The 13,202-nt window shown below is 55.8% G+C and carries 14 protein-coding genes; 9 read left to right on the plus strand and 5 right to left on the minus strand.

Annotated elements, in window-relative coordinates; all coding sequences use genetic code 11:
- The first annotated feature begins 197 nt into the window (after positions 1 to 197).
- The 4 genes from ABD76_RS29565 to abc-f all read left to right on the plus strand — a co-directional run bounded on the left by ABD76_RS29565 (position 198) and on the right by abc-f (position 2,913).
- Positions 198 to 419: a MerR family transcriptional regulator gene (locus ABD76_RS29565; RefSeq protein WP_242069570.1), complete on the plus strand. Its 222-nt coding sequence runs from the start codon at positions 198 to 200 to the stop codon at positions 417 to 419.
- Positions 386 to 691: a hypothetical protein gene (locus tag ABD76_RS29570; protein ID WP_242069571.1), complete on the plus strand. Its 306-nt coding sequence runs from the start codon at positions 386 to 388 to the stop codon at positions 689 to 691. The genes ABD76_RS29565 and ABD76_RS29570 overlap by 34 nt, the downstream gene beginning before the upstream one ends.
- Before the next feature lie 43 nt (positions 692 to 734).
- The gene (locus ABD76_RS13945) at positions 735 to 887 is read left to right on the plus strand and encodes an RAxF-45 family protein (RefSeq protein ID WP_197257773.1); all 153 of its coding nucleotides are present in this window, start codon (positions 735 to 737) and stop codon (positions 885 to 887) included.
- Between the two features lie 94 nt (positions 888 to 981).
- The gene (gene abc-f / locus ABD76_RS13950) at positions 982 to 2,913 is read left to right on the plus strand and encodes a ribosomal protection-like ABC-F family protein (protein WP_197257776.1); all 1,932 of its coding nucleotides are present in this window, start codon (positions 982 to 984) and stop codon (positions 2,911 to 2,913) included.
- Between the two features lie 72 nt (positions 2,914 to 2,985).
- Here the strand turns inward: abc-f and ABD76_RS13955 are convergent, their stop codons facing one another.
- Positions 2,986 to 3,099 carry a DinB family protein gene (locus tag ABD76_RS13955; protein ID WP_420901947.1) on the minus strand — a complete coding sequence of 38 codons (114 nt, stop codon included), beginning with the start codon at positions 3,097 to 3,099 and terminating at the stop codon, positions 2,986 to 2,988.
- On the opposite strand from ABD76_RS13955, the gene ABD76_RS29575 reads away from it, so the two are divergent.
- Positions 3,052 to 3,297, plus strand: a complete 246-nt coding sequence (locus ABD76_RS29575) for a DUF6597 domain-containing transcriptional factor (RefSeq protein ID WP_420901946.1) — start codon at positions 3,052 to 3,054, stop codon at positions 3,295 to 3,297. The two genes, ABD76_RS13955 and ABD76_RS29575, sit on opposite strands and share 48 nt — an antisense overlap.
- A 12-nt stretch (positions 3,298 to 3,309) precedes the next feature.
- A complete protein-coding gene (locus tag ABD76_RS13960) occupies positions 3,310 to 3,876 on the plus strand; it encodes an AraC family transcriptional regulator (RefSeq protein WP_338125124.1) in 567 nt (188 codons plus the stop codon).
- 580 nt (positions 3,877 to 4,456) lie between these two features.
- On the opposite strand, the gene ABD76_RS13965 is transcribed toward ABD76_RS13960, so the two are convergent.
- Together ABD76_RS13965 and ABD76_RS13970 are read right to left on the minus strand one after the other, a co-directional pair.
- On the minus strand, positions 4,457 to 5,335 hold the full coding sequence (locus ABD76_RS13965) for a TatD family hydrolase (RefSeq protein ID WP_197257778.1): 879 nt from the start codon (positions 5,333 to 5,335) through the stop codon (positions 4,457 to 4,459).
- Entirely contained in the window at positions 5,322 to 8,438 is a 3,117-nt protein-coding gene (locus ABD76_RS13970; protein WP_197257780.1) for a GNAT family N-acetyltransferase, read from the minus strand. The genes ABD76_RS13965 and ABD76_RS13970 overlap by 14 nt, the downstream gene beginning before the upstream one ends.
- Positions 8,439 to 8,684: 246 nt before the next feature.
- Here ABD76_RS13970 and ABD76_RS13975 point away from each other — a divergent pair, with 246 nt between their 5' ends.
- Positions 8,685 to 9,536, plus strand: coding sequence for an FAD:protein FMN transferase (locus ABD76_RS13975; protein WP_242069572.1), 852 nt, complete (start codon positions 8,685 to 8,687; stop codon positions 9,534 to 9,536).
- Here ABD76_RS13975 and ABD76_RS13980 read toward each other — a convergent pair.
- A complete protein-coding gene (locus ABD76_RS13980; RefSeq protein ID WP_197257782.1) occupies positions 9,522 to 9,872 on the minus strand; it encodes a DUF1360 domain-containing protein in 351 nt (116 codons plus the stop codon). The two genes, ABD76_RS13975 and ABD76_RS13980, sit on opposite strands and share 15 nt — an antisense overlap.
- Positions 9,873 to 9,974: 102 nt before the next feature.
- Between ABD76_RS13980 and ABD76_RS13985 the strand changes: the two genes are divergently transcribed.
- Complete coding sequence (locus ABD76_RS13985) at positions 9,975 to 10,133, plus strand: hypothetical protein (protein WP_197257783.1); 159 nt, start codon at positions 9,975 to 9,977, stop codon at positions 10,131 to 10,133.
- 300 nt (positions 10,134 to 10,433) lie between these two features.
- Complete coding sequence (locus tag ABD76_RS13990) at positions 10,434 to 11,465, plus strand: right-handed parallel beta-helix repeat-containing protein (RefSeq protein ID WP_206765655.1); 1,032 nt, start codon at positions 10,434 to 10,436, stop codon at positions 11,463 to 11,465.
- Positions 11,466 to 11,719: 254 nt separating this feature from the next.
- On the opposite strand, the gene ABD76_RS13995 is transcribed toward ABD76_RS13990, so the two are convergent.
- Complete coding sequence (locus tag ABD76_RS13995) at positions 11,720 to 13,042, minus strand: IS4 family transposase (protein ID WP_197257525.1); 1,323 nt, start codon at positions 13,040 to 13,042, stop codon at positions 11,720 to 11,722.
- Positions 13,043 to 13,202 lie beyond the last annotated feature (160 nt).

The following is a 13,202-nucleotide window of genomic DNA, read 5'->3' on the forward strand; positions in this document are numbered from 1 at the left end:
GTCTGGACCTGAACCGATCGCCGCAGATGCTCCGAGGAGAAGGTCCGGTCTGATGGGTATACATAACGGCATCGGGATAGGTTAGGCAGAGGTGCCACTCGGTCTGAAGCGGCAAATGGAATGCGATCGCAGTCTTGACTCTCACACCATGTTATACTTTACGATCAAATTACCGGCCGGTGAAAGGAGTTCATCAGATGCGCATCAGTGACCTGTCGCGTTTAACGGGAACCAGCATCCGTTCCTTGCGTTATTACGAGGAGAAGGGGCTGCTTGCTCCATCGCGTACCGACAGTGGATATCGGGTGTACGCGGAGGAGGACGTTGAACGTGTGCGGCAGATTCAGTTCTATTTGCATATGGGGGTTCGTGCGGAGGAACCCGTTTGTTTCAGCTATGCGCCGGCTTTCTTAAAGTGATTGCGATAGCGGAGCCGGACAAGCTGCGGACGACGCAGTTGGGACGCGCCTTTGGGGCGTTCGCCGAGAGCCGGGAAGTCATTTTTGGCGTAGCGTTGGAAATCACCGGCGGCATGGCCCCTTCGTTGAGGAAGCGAAGAAGCGAGGCGCCGCATACGTGGGACCTTGGCGGCAGCAAGCTCCATTGGAGGACGGTCCCGCGGAACCCGGAGACGGGTATGCGCCAGACGACACTTTACTGCAACGCCGCTTTCGGGTATAATATGGAATAATTACGCTCTCATCGAAGAGCATGAACAGGAGGTGAGGCAGGAGATGAACCGCAGCGTTTCGACGAATCGCATTAGCCAATTGCCTATGGCATTATTTGGCATTACCCATGCTGCAGTGGTCAACGGGATAGGTGTGTCCATTTTTGCGAATACGAATGTGACGAATTGGCGTGAAGACTCTCCTGCCTTGACCTGAACGGGTATTGACTTTACGGCTGCGGGGATGTTTCCCTGCAGTCTTTTTTTGTTCCGGTCCGGGAAGGGAGCGCGCCCGGAGGAGGACGTTGACCATGGTTATACAATTGTGGCATGTGAAGAAATATTATGGGGCCGAGCTGGTGCTCTCTGATGTGTCTTTTGAGATTGGGGAGGCGGAGAAGGTCGGCCTGATCGGACGGAACGGCACGGGCAAGACGACGATACTGCGGCTGCTGGACAGAGCATCGGCGCCTGACGAGGGAGAACTGTTCATCCGCAAAGGCGCGACGGTCGGCCTGCTCGCCCAGGTGCCGTCGGCAGGAGACGGAGCGACCGTCTATGATGTGCTGGCCGAAGGCTATGAACAGGTGCGGCGCTGGGAATGCGAGATGAAGGAGATGGAGGCGAAGATGGCCGATCCTTCCGTCTGCACGGATGAACGGGCCATGCAGCTCCTGCTGAACCAGTACGGACAGCTTATGGAGTCGTTCGAGCAAGCGGGGGGCTATGAGATGGAAGCTTCGATTCGGCGGGTAGCTGCAGGCATGGGCATTGCTGCCGGGCAGTTCGAGCGGCCGTTCGCCTCGCTGTCGGGCGGAGAGAAGACGAAGGTCGGCCTCGCGGCTCTGCTGCTGAAGCGGCCGGACATCCTGCTGCTCGACGAGGCGACGAACCATCTCGATATGGGGGCGATCGAATGGCTGGAGTCGTTCCTCGGCTCCTATCCCGGCGTCGTGGTTGTCGTGTCCCATGACCGGTATTTCCTCGATCGGGTCGTCGGCAAAATCATCGAGATCGAAGACGGCGAAGCCTTCGTCTATCATACGAATTATTCCGGCTACCAGAAGGAAAAAGAGGAGCGTCTGCTGCAGCAATTTGCCGATTATCAGGAGCAGCAGAAAAAGATCAAAAAGATGCAGGAGACGATCAAGCAGCTTATCGAATGGGGCAATCGCGCCAATCCGCCGAATCCCGGCTTCCACCGCCGGGCGGCCTCGATGCAGAAGGCGCTGGACCGCATGGTCAAGATAAAGCGCCCGATTCTGGAGCGGCGCGCGATGGACCTGACGCTGACACAGGAGGACCGCTCCGGCAAGCAGGTGATCATGCTGGATCGCGTCTCCAAATCGTTCGGCGAGCGGAAGCTGCTGCGCACGGCAAGCGCGCTGCTGCTATATGGCGAGCGCGTCGCCTTGATGGGCGGCAACGGGGCGGGCAAAAGCACGCTGATGAAGATGATTATCGGCGAGATTCCTTACGACGAGGGCGAGGTTCGGCTTGGATCCCGCGTGGACATCGGCTATCTGGCCCAGGAGGAAGCCCCGCCGGCAGACGATTCCACCGTGCTGCGCTATTTTTGCGATGCCTTGGCGATGGAAGAAGGGGAAGCGAGGGGCGAGCTGGCCCGCTTCCTGTTCTACGGCTCCGACGTGTTCAAGCGGGTATCCCAGTTGTCCGGCGGCGAATGGAGCCGGCTGCGCCTGGCGCTGCTGATGTACCGGAAGCCGAACCTGCTGCTCCTCGACGAGCCGACCAACCACTTGGATATCGACTCGCGGGAGGCGCTGGAGGAAGCCCTGGATTCGTTCCCCGGCACGCTGCTTGTCATCTCGCATGACCGCTACTTCATGAATCGCGTCGTGCAGAAGCTGTGGCTGCTGGAGCAGGCCGAGCTGACCGTTCATCTCGGCAACTACGAGGAATGCCGGGAGAAGCTGCAGGCGCTGCTGCAGCGCTCCGCTGCGCAGGCGATCCCGGCAGAGCCGGGGCGGCCGGAGGCTGAACGGAAGCCGACGGAACCGAAGGCAGGCTTCAAGCCTCCCAAGCCGGCAAGACGATGGGAGGAAGAGATTGCGGCGGCCGAGGAGCGGCTGCGCCTGCTGGAGGAGGAGATGGCCCGGCTGTCCGCAAGCCCGGCCGAGGAGGCGGAATGGTCCAAGCTACTGAGTGAGCAGTCCCGGCTGCGGCAGGAGATGGATGAGCTGTACCGCGAGTGGATGGAAGCGGAAGAATCGTTAGACTAAGCAAAAGGAAGGATATCGGGCAAATTGCAGAGCGGCTGCTCCCTCTTGCCCCGATATCCTTCTTTGTCTTTTTTACAGCGGAAATGGAAGTTCCTGCACCCCAAGCATCCGGGCGTATACGAAGAGCTGTCCTTTGTGATGAATCTCGTGATCGATCGCGAGCCGGACGTCAGAGGCATGCTGTATGCCGCAGCCGGAGAACAGAAATTCCGCATTACCCGTCATCTGCCGGCACCTGAACTACGTCATTTCGTCAAGCACTATTGGATGATTGCCTGGGATTTGCGAGGCCAGCCCCCCTATGTGCAGGAGGTGCTTCAGCATCCCGGGGTGAACCTGGTGTTCGAGCGGGACAATCCGGCGGTATACGGCATTGTGAGCTGAAGATCCCAACGGGTGCTGGAAGGGCGGGGACGGGTAGCCGGCGTGCTTTTCCAGCCGGGGGGATTTTATCCCCTGTACCGCGAGCCGATGTCCCGCCTCGCCGGACGAACGCTGCCCTTCCGCGACGTGTTCGGGATGGACAGCGGCCCGCTGGAGCAAGCGTTGTTCGCGTTAGAGGACGGGGAGGCGATGAGCCGCATCATTGACGGATTCCTGCGCGAACGGCTGCCGGAAGCGGATGACAACGTGAAGCTCGTCAACCGGATCATCGAGACGGTCGTGGACAGCCGGGACATGACCCGCGTCCAGGAACTGGCGGATCGGTTCTCGCTTCATACGCGCTCGCTGCAGCGCTTGTTCCTGCACTATGTCGGCGTATCGCCGAAATGGGTCATCCAGCGCAGCCGCATTCACGAGGCGGCAGGGATGGCGGCCGCCGGCGCCGTGCCGGATTGGGCTGCCCTGGCGGCGGATCTGGGCTATCACGATCAAGCCCATTTCATCAAGGATTTCAAGGCATTCGTCGGCGTGTCGCCGGAGGAATACGCCAGAAAGCTCCGTCATCCGGGGCAGAAATGATCAAGAGTGATGTGATAGGTAGACACAGCAGAATGAGAACAAGAGGGGTGACATAGCTGTACGGAGCAGATATGAGAGCAAGAGGGTGACATAGCTGTACGGTGTAGGTATCAGAGCAAGAGGAGTGATCTATCTCTACCGAGAAGACATGAGAGCGAAAGAGGTGAGCTAGCTATAGCGTGGGGAATGAGCCGAAGACTGTCCGGGGGCAGTCTTCGTTCGTAGTTTGGCTCATCAGCGTATCTGGCATCTGGAGCTTCAGGGTCATCATCTGGTTTAACGGGAGTTGATCGCTTGGCATGCCCAATAATACTGTAAAACTGCAGGATTAGGATCCCCGAGCCGATGCCGAAATGGAATTCCTGCGAAAATACAGGAATTTTGGACTTATTGATTAAAAATAAGGGGAATTTATTAAAAATAATGCATCTGTGCAGGAATTTCTCCTAGTTGAAGCAAAAATGGAGAAAATTGCTGCAGCTACGCAGCATTTTTGGGAGCTCCCTCATTCCGGCTGAAGTGAAGCCGCGCCCCCGAAGCGGTATCGGAGCGCGCCCCCCTTCTGCTACCTGCTCCATGGCTAGCGCGGCGCTTGGCCTCCGTGTTCCAGGAATGGCTTGATCTTCGGAAATACGTTCAGCGCCGTCCGGTAGAATACGGCTTCGTGATGCTCCGCCGGGATCAGCTCCCGCACGAACCGGATGTAGGCCTCCACGGGAGCGAGGGGCCAGTCGGTGCCGAACAGCAGCTTGTCGTAATGATCGCAGTAGGTTATGGCATGGCGCAGATGAGCGAAGAACAGCGGCGAGTCCTTGAGCCGATTGCAATTGGCGGTGTCGCCGACCATGAGGCCGGACAGATCGGCGAAGACATTCCGGTTCTTGTAGACGACTTCCGCTCCGTCCAGCACCCAGGGATCGCCGAAATGCGCCATCATGAAGTTGACGTTCCGATGGGTGACAGCCACCTCATCGATCGTCAACGGATGCGAATATTTGAGCAGCCCGCGCTCCGAGTACGTATCGCCCGTATGGAACACGACCGGGACGCGGTAGGCGGCGGCCAGCTCATAGACCGGCTGATAGACGCTGTCGTAGGCATAGAAGGGGTAATAGCCCAGATAGATTTTGAGGCCGACGGCTTCCGGCTTCTGCAGATCGCGCTCCAGCGCTTCGAGCTCCCGCGTGCCGAGGCGATAAGGATTCACGCCCAGGCAATAGACGAGCTGGGGCGGCAGCGTCTCCGCAAGGTCGAGCCCCATCGTTGTCGCGGCTTCCTCGTCCGGGAAGCCTCCCGGCTTCGTCTCGGTCAGTCCCATGCCAATGCCGAGCACGACATCGTTGTCGCGGTATTCCTTCAGAATCCCGTCCAGGCTATAATCAACGAATGATTTCTCTGCGGCGGTCGCCTTGAACTCTTGGATATGGGACAGATGCATATGGGCGTCAATGATCTTCACTCGCTCCACTTCCTCTCTCGTCCGGGAACCGGATCTGTTGTAATGAAGCCAAGGCTTCGAATTCGATGCGATCAGGGGAGAACAGCAGGAACAGCGGCTCTGTTCGGACGCAGGCTCCGTTCGGGATATGCCGTTCGCGATTGTATTCCACCTGACATATCTCATTGTTGGCATATACGAGCGGATGGCGCTCGCTTGCATCCATCATGACATGAAGCTGCTGCTTCCGGTTATCCGATCCGAAGACGAGATGCCGCGCTTCCGGAATTTCGAGCTCCCCCTTGCCTGGCCGGAATATGCGATCGGACCCGTCATGGTCCTTCACGGATACCCGCAAGCCATCCAACGAGTCGCCGGGCTGGATGAACATCGATGTGTCCCAGACTAGAAGATCGAGACTGAGGCCCGTCTCCTGCTCGATTTCGGAAAATGCGCACAGCACGGGCACGCGGGACATCATCAGAAAATATTGGTGCAGCTTCAAGCCCTTATAGGCGTCATGCTGCCGGATGTCCAGCGTAAGCTTCAAGCCCTCCCATTTATTCCCGAAGCTGTCCCGCCGGGTAACGAATTCTACCGTGCTGCTCTCCTTCAGGACCGAGAGCGTGCTCAAGCCGCCGATATCGTACTTCAGACCGCCGATATACGGATTCCACCATGATCTCGGCGCGTGCAGCGGATAGCCGCTGGACAGCCATTCCTCGCCGCCTGCTTGCAGGGAGTGAAGACCAGGGTAGAAGGAAGGGGTCGCCGCCACTCGCAGCACGCCATTGTCTGCCGAATAGGTCGGTCCGGCTTGTCCCTCCTGCCGCTCGAATCGGATCGGCTCGTCCGACGGCTTCAGCACGACGGAGCTTCGCTTCACGTCATGCATCGGCAGATGAACCGCCGCATCGACGACCTCCATGCTCTGCTGCGGGGCCGGAAGGGGGCAGCTTGTGATCCCGGAGTCGTCGATGTCCAACTGCTTCGCGGCCGCATTCGGTTCCCGGCGCAGTTGGAGCGAGATCGTCCCCTCTCGCTGCACCAGCCGGTGATCCTGCAGCGTCACATTCAATTTCGAGCGGAGCACCGGATTATTTTCGTTCAGGATCAGCTCGATCGGATCGGTAAGCCGGAGATCGGAACGGATGTCCGGCTCCTGCATCGCGAAGGCGCGGAAGCGGGTCCAGTCTGCATATCCGCCCATCGTCAGATGGAAGGGCTCCGTTGCGGCCTTCCCTCCCGGCGCCAGGCTTCCGAACGAAGCTTCGAGGCTCATGCACCATTCCTCAAATTGTGCGCGATGCGTCTTCGGCCAGCAGACGCCGAGCGGAACGCTGCCGTGCTGGACGAAAATCCACGGCTCCGTGATGTTACGGCTTTCCCAGTAGCTGTAGTCGCTGCCCGTGATATCGTTGAGCGCGATATATTTGCCGTTGTAGGGCAGGACCGCGCCTTCCAGTCCGACACGCATCAGTTGGCTTACATACAGATCGGCGACAGGATGGGCGCCGGTATTCTCGGCTTCATGCCAATAGGCGACGGTTCCTTCCCCATATAGAAGGAGGTTAACGGTCAAGAAGACCGACGGAAACGATGTCGATTGGTAGCGCAGCGACAATCCGACGGCGCCTTCCTCCCGGAGCGGATGAATGGATACCGGCTTCTTCTTCGAGAATTCCGTGGAGAACGGCTTGCCCAGCTTCGGGAAGCCCAGTTCGGCGTAGGTTCTCATCCCGGGACAGAGAAGCCCGAAGCCGTTCCATTCCTTGTTGAACCAGATGGAGAAATGTCCATGAAACAACTGCCAATGCTTCTCCGTCTCGCCGGCGAAGGCGGCGCCGGGGCCGCTGAAGCCGGCTCCGATCGTTCTCGTGAACGGAATGACGCTTCCATCGGCCAGCCGGGCCTCGGCTTCGACCTGCTGCGAATAGAAGCCATACTGACGCACCTGATATGGGACGGGGATGGAAGTCCGCTCCTTCGCCTCCAAGGGGATCTCGAATTCATGTCGCCCCAAGGCCAGCACCGGGCTGTCAGGCAGGGTGAAGCGAAATACGGCCGCTTCCGTGAAGTTGTTCTCGATGTCCACATAGAAGGTGCCGCCTGCGGCCGGGTAGGCGCTGCGGCTCGGCGTCTTCCACTCGAGCTGGGCAGGGAACCGGGGAATGACGCCGATCTGGAACAGGGCTTCCTTCCCGTTAATTCGCATCCGCGTCGTCACGCGGGGGCATGTCCGCCATACGCTTTGCTCTTCTTCGACGGGACCGACGAAGAAGCTCGCCCGGATCGTCGCTTCGCCTTCCACTTCGGCCTGATGATCCCACTCAAAGTGAATATTGCGGTCATTCTCCCCCCGCAGATCAAGTTGGAGCGGCCGGCCCGATTTGTTCACGATCCGGTACTCAATCGAATAAGAACGGCCGAAGACCGGCTTCGCCTGCTCCGCTTGGGCGCTAATGAGATAATCGTCGGTCTCGATGAGCCGGATGCCTCTTCCGGTGCGTTCGAATTCGACGCGCAGCGAGGCGCCGTTCTTTTCCCATGTATAAGCGAAGTAATCAAATCCGTTATCCTTGCGGCCATCGGGCTTAACCTCGATCTCCCGAGTCGAGTCCTCGTACCAGTCGATGTCCTCGAAATAGGCGGAGAGCGCTTCCGTATTCAAGACGGAAGGCATGAAGTTCATCAGGTGGGTCGTATCCCCCCGATCTTCCCAGAAAAAACCGCATCGCTTATACAGCGGAACGGCTTTCGTGTTGCTTTCCCATGTATACAGATCGAGGCGGGGCCAGCCTAGCCGCACCGTCGCATCCAGCGCTTCTCGGACAAGCATCTTGCCGATGCCCCGTCCGTGATAATCCGGTCTCACGTTCAGCAGTCCGATATACAGCGCTCCGGTATCCTCGCGGTACTCGAACAGGCTGCAGTATCCGACCACGGCGTCCTGCTCCATCGCAAGATAAACTTCCAGCGCGTCCGATGCTTCTTCCTCCGTCCGCACCCGTTCCGCCGTACGAATCGTATCTCCACCGCCCCAGCCCTCCTGGCTGCGGTTCCACATCTCTGCTACACCAGCCGCATACTCCGGCCGATAGCGGACGATTGCAATCGGGTTCATTCCACGACCTCCTTGCTGTTCTGCTAGATTGGTATAATGTGACAATGCATATATATACGGGGAATGGTAATCGAAGTTTCTTGGAAATACAAAAGAATATGAAGGTCCATTCGATTCTAAAGCATTGCGAGTTTGACGACAGGCGAATGCGCAAGTGAGATGATATAGATCACATACATCTCTATCCATCATCGACGATAATTTTCATGATTTTCATGGCAACATCTCTTGAGGGGGTTCATTGATATGACGAACATGACAAAGGTAAAGATCATAGGGGCGGCAATTCTTCTGTTCGTCATTTCCGGAATTGGATATTTTGTATGGACTAACGCTTCCGGTTCGAGAACGACAGGTTCGCCCGTGACCAAGACCTTTCTTAAATTCGATACGGTGATTCAGTTAAAGCTGTACGGTGACGAAGCGGCTGAGAAGCATCTTGACGGCATCGAGAAGCTGCTGGATCGCATCGATCGGCAACTCAATATGAGCAATCCCGAGAGCGAGATCTCCCGGGTGAATTCGGCTGCAGGAAAAGAGGCGGTCAAAGTCTCGCAAGATACCTTTGAGCTGGTGAAAAAGTCCGTTGAGTACGCCAAAACTACGAGGGGGACTTTCGATCCGAGTATCGGATCTCTCGTTAAGCTGTGGAGGATTGGAGCGGGCGGGCAGCATCCACCTGCTGACCGTCTCATTGAACAGGCCAAGTCACTTGTGAATTATAAGGACATTGAACTCGATGAGCAAAACAGGACGATCAAGCTGGCAAAGGCAGGCATGTCCATTGACCTTGGAGCGATCGGAAAAGGGTACGCGGGAGATCTGATGTCTGCCTACCTGCGTCAGGAGAAGGTGGACAGCGCGATTATCGATTTGGGCGGCAGCACGATTATGGCGATTGGCAGCAAGCCTGGAGGAGATGTATGGCGCATCGGGCTGCAAGACCCGGACCGGGAGCGAGGGGAGCAAATTGCGATTGTTCAGCTTCGCGATGAGACGATCGGCACTATCCGGCTTGTTGGCATGCAAAAAACCGGTCCATTTGACCGGTTGATGCGCACGGCGGGGCGGCTTGCCGCGATTCTACAGTCTATTTAGCACGAACTGCTCGATAAGGGCGGCGATTCCGGCGACGGCCAACAAAAGCAGCAGAGGGAAGGAAGCCGGCACGTACCAGTACAGGGCGGTAAGGAAAGCCGCACACCATATGCCGGTGCACCAATGACAGCTCAGCAGCGTTCCCATCCAGTGGCGGAAGCCTGTGCCCCGGATATCGACTTGCCGGATGACGGTTCCATTGTCTTGGGGCACGTAGGTGACAGTCATAAATGGCGCCCGCAGCGGCCAGGTGATATCGTCGTAGACGATGAGATGAGTCAGGCGGAACGATGCCAGCGCCAGAATGACCAGGTGAATCCAGGTCAATTCATCCATGCCAGATCCTCCTTCATAAATACGTGATACCAGCCTGTCCAATCCTTCTCTCTTCTACTTGCATATCATAGAGCGAGGTAAGAGAAATGGAGGTGACCGCTGATGTGTTTCTGCAATTCGGTGAATCGGCTCAATTCGAAGCCAGGCAGAACGATAGAGGTCGTGAATAACACGAGAGTATCGTCTCCGCCGCAGCAAATTGTCGTTACGGCCCGCCAGATCGAAGGCGTGGCGAGCCCGCAAGCTCAATGGCACAGATAAGCATTCTGTCCCTATGGAGAGATGTCCGTATACCGTATGCTATGTAGCGGTTCCTTAATTGGTTCCCGGCGGGAGCGCAAGTGAGGCCAGAAGCGGAAGCCCAAAAAGACCAGACCTGTCCATCTGGTTTTTTTGGGCTGTCTTCCGCGGCGATTCACGCGGCTTGAACATCACGCCAAAAGAAATTTGCAAAATCGCATCCGCAGGAATGATTTGAACCGGTTGAACATTATATAATTAAAGCGGTTAAACTATATGGTGAGACTAAGGCCACTTGTAAAAAAAGGAGGATGTTCAACGATGACAACAACAAACAGCGGATGCGGGCGCAAGCCGAGAAGGGGAAGAAGAGCCGGATTGGCCATCCTGCTTCTCGTGAGTATGCTCGCCGCGCTGGGAACCGCCCACGCCGAATCGCGCAGCGTGCCGGCCGGGGAGACCGCCGTCGAGGTGATTTCCTGCGGAACCGCTTCCTGCCTGCAGAGCGCCTTGAAGAAGGTTACTCCCGGCCAGCGGATCGTGCTGGCTCCAGGCACCTATACGGGGAGCTTCTCCTCTGATGCGAACGGGACCGCGAGCCAGCCGATCCGGATGGAGAGCGAGGATCCGGCGAACCCGGCGGTTCTGTCCGGCTATAACGTCGGTTCCGGCTACAGTCTGCGCATTCGCGGGGATTATTGGATCATCAGCAATCTCAAATTCACCAATGCGCAAAAAGGAATCATTTTGGATCATTCGAATCATACGCTGATCACCGATGTGGAGGTCTATGAGACGGGGATGGAAGCCGTCCATTTCCGGGACGGATCGTCCTACAGCACCATTCAGAACTCCCGGATTCACGACACGGGCAAAACCGGGACCGGCTACGGCGAGGGCGTTTATGTCGGCTCGGCGGAAGGGGCCAGCTACAACCAGAACACGCATTACAACACGATCCGCAATGTCATCTTCGGCCCTAACGTCGCCGCGGAGCATGTTGACATCAAGGAGAGAACGATCGGCACGGTGGTAGAGAACTGCACCTTCTACGGCGAAGGCATCAGCGGGGCGAACTATGCCGACAGCTTCATCGACGTAAAAGGCAACAACGCCGTCATCCGCAACAATATCGGCTACCAGAACGGCAACGGCAACATCGCCGATGCTTTTCAGGTTCACCAGGTGGTATCGGGGTGGGGCCTGAACAACGAATTTTCCCATAATACAGTCTATCTGACCGATCCTTCCGTCTATGTCATCGGGGCCTACGGCAACGCGACGGCCACCGCCATACAGAACACGAGAACCCCGGCAGGCAATATGTACAAGGGCAACGTGACGGTTCAATAGTATGCGGGGCAAGTAAAGCAAGGAGAGGAATTGTCGATTGGCCGGAATGAATAGAGGGAACGAGGGAGAGGAGTAGGGACCTTGCGGGCAATGTCATTAAGTTAAGCTCAAAGACAAGAGCGGAAATAAAAATGGAATCCGAAACGGCATGGGAAAAAGCCCTGTGCCGTTTGTTTTTGGTGCAAGCAAGGAAAAAGCGTACAGCAAACAAAGCGGACGGAAGATCCGCTTAAAAAATGTTCATATGAAACGAATTATGCTACTCTATAGACGAAGCTAACAACTGATTTGTAGCGTATTTTGCGCGTATTCTGCTGCCCTGGGCGAACGGGGCGAATCGGCAAAATGTTTTTGCGGATCAGTGCTTCAACATCGGGCGGGGGTTCATCGTGCCGTGAGCGCAGGAAATGTCTAGAAACGTGAACGGCAACCGTGAAGTTGACTTGGTATGAGTGCCGTTTATCCATTTGGGAAATGACGACGTGTGAGGTCATCATTTCAGCGAAATTGTACATGATCATTCTTGCGAAAATCTCTTGGGTGATGGACTCTCGTCTCTTTGCGTGAAAATTCGTCAGACCGACAGTGTACTTTAATGCCCTGAAAGAGGTTTCAATGCCCCATCGCCTGTTATACATAGACTTGATTTCATCGGGTGGGAAATCAGCGGCAGAAAGATTCGTAATGACGGTCTCATAAGCGCCATGAGGCAGGACGAAACGAACAACCCGAAAGGTAATCGGGTAAAACAAGTTCTCATGCAAATCCAAAAAATCAAATGTAGACGTGGAAGGAACGAACTTGTACATCTCGGGATTAGCCTTGACCTCTTTGGTTTGTTTTTTGGTGAGTGTCAGATGAACGTCCCTATCAAACTCTCCGCTAGAGGGCAAACGCAAGCCCGAAAGAATACCATTGGAATCCAAATCCTTTACCCGTATGACATAGTTCCACCCTTTGCGTTCAAGGTGCGCGAAATTGTTGTAACTTTCATAACCTCTATCGGCAATAACAATGGTTTTGCCCTTGATGGGAGAACGGTCAACCATAGCAGCCAGCGCCCTTCCCTCGTTGCACAACCTTCGTGGTTGAACAATGGCATCCACGTACAGTCTGTTGCACAAGTCATAGGCAGCGTTCAAATGCAGAAGGCTATAGCCTTTCGTGTTCGGTTGACTTTGAAAATAGGTGTCCGTGTCCGCAGAGTCAGTTGCGATATGTAAATCCGAACCGTCAACGGCAAGTAATCGATACCCTCGGTAGTCCTTGATATCCGTATACGATTGCGTAAATGCGTGAAACAAGAATTCCACAGCAGACGGCAGGATTTTATTCCTCTGTTGGACAAAAGCGGAAGTGGTTGCGGTGTTTACGTTATAACCTTGGGATTCCAGGAGTTCCTTATATATGCTGTTGCCCCCCATGGAGATCAGGAGTTGCATCACCGTTTCAAAGGATAGCTTTTTCTTTCGGGTAAAATCTTTTTCAGGGTTTTTGACATAAGGTGCTGGTGCGGCTGCCATTTCTCGTATGAGGGATGTCAGCGTTTCTTTTAGCGAATTCGCGTACTCATTCATTGGCGTAACCTCCTCGTTTTTTCAAGGGGCTTCGCCACACATATCCATCTACCTGTTAAGTCTTGATTTTCTTTTGAAACAAAAAAAAGAGCGGGCTATCTTTTTGATAACCTGCTCTTGTGCTTGATTATGGTTTCCGCGCCTTATCTTAATGACATTG

This window comes from Paenibacillus dendritiformis, assembly GCF_015845845.1.
GTDB classification, from domain to species: Bacteria; Bacillota; Bacilli; order Paenibacillales; family Paenibacillaceae; genus Paenibacillus_B; species Paenibacillus_B dendritiformis_C.

Excerpts from the sequence above, each read along its gene's own strand:
- ABD76_RS29565 (WP_242069570.1), top strand. The coding sequence starts at position 198 with ATGCGCATCAGTGACCTGTCGCGTTTAACGGGAACCAGCATCCGTTCC.
- ABD76_RS13945 (WP_197257773.1), top strand. The coding sequence starts at position 735 with ATGAACCGCAGCGTTTCGACGAATCGCATTAGCCAATTGCCTATGGCA.
- abc-f (WP_197257776.1), top strand. The coding sequence starts at position 982 with ATGGTTATACAATTGTGGCATGTGAAGAAATATTATGGGGCCGAGCTG.
- ABD76_RS29575 (WP_420901946.1), top strand. The coding sequence starts at position 3,052 with ATGAATCTCGTGATCGATCGCGAGCCGGACGTCAGAGGCATGCTGTAT.
- ABD76_RS13970 (WP_197257780.1), bottom strand. The coding sequence starts at position 8,438 with ATGAACCCGATTGCAATCGTCCGCTATCGGCCGGAGTATGCGGCTGGT.
- ABD76_RS13975 (WP_242069572.1), top strand. The coding sequence starts at position 8,685 with ATGACGAACATGACAAAGGTAAAGATCATAGGGGCGGCAATTCTTCTG.
- ABD76_RS13980 (WP_197257782.1), bottom strand. The coding sequence starts at position 9,872 with ATGGATGAATTGACCTGGATTCACCTGGTCATTCTGGCGCTGGCATCG.
- ABD76_RS13985 (WP_197257783.1), top strand. The coding sequence starts at position 9,975 with ATGTGTTTCTGCAATTCGGTGAATCGGCTCAATTCGAAGCCAGGCAGA.
- ABD76_RS13990 (WP_206765655.1), top strand. The coding sequence starts at position 10,434 with ATGACAACAACAAACAGCGGATGCGGGCGCAAGCCGAGAAGGGGAAGA.
- ABD76_RS13995 (WP_197257525.1), bottom strand. The coding sequence starts at position 13,042 with ATGAATGAGTACGCGAATTCGCTAAAAGAAACGCTGACATCCCTCATA.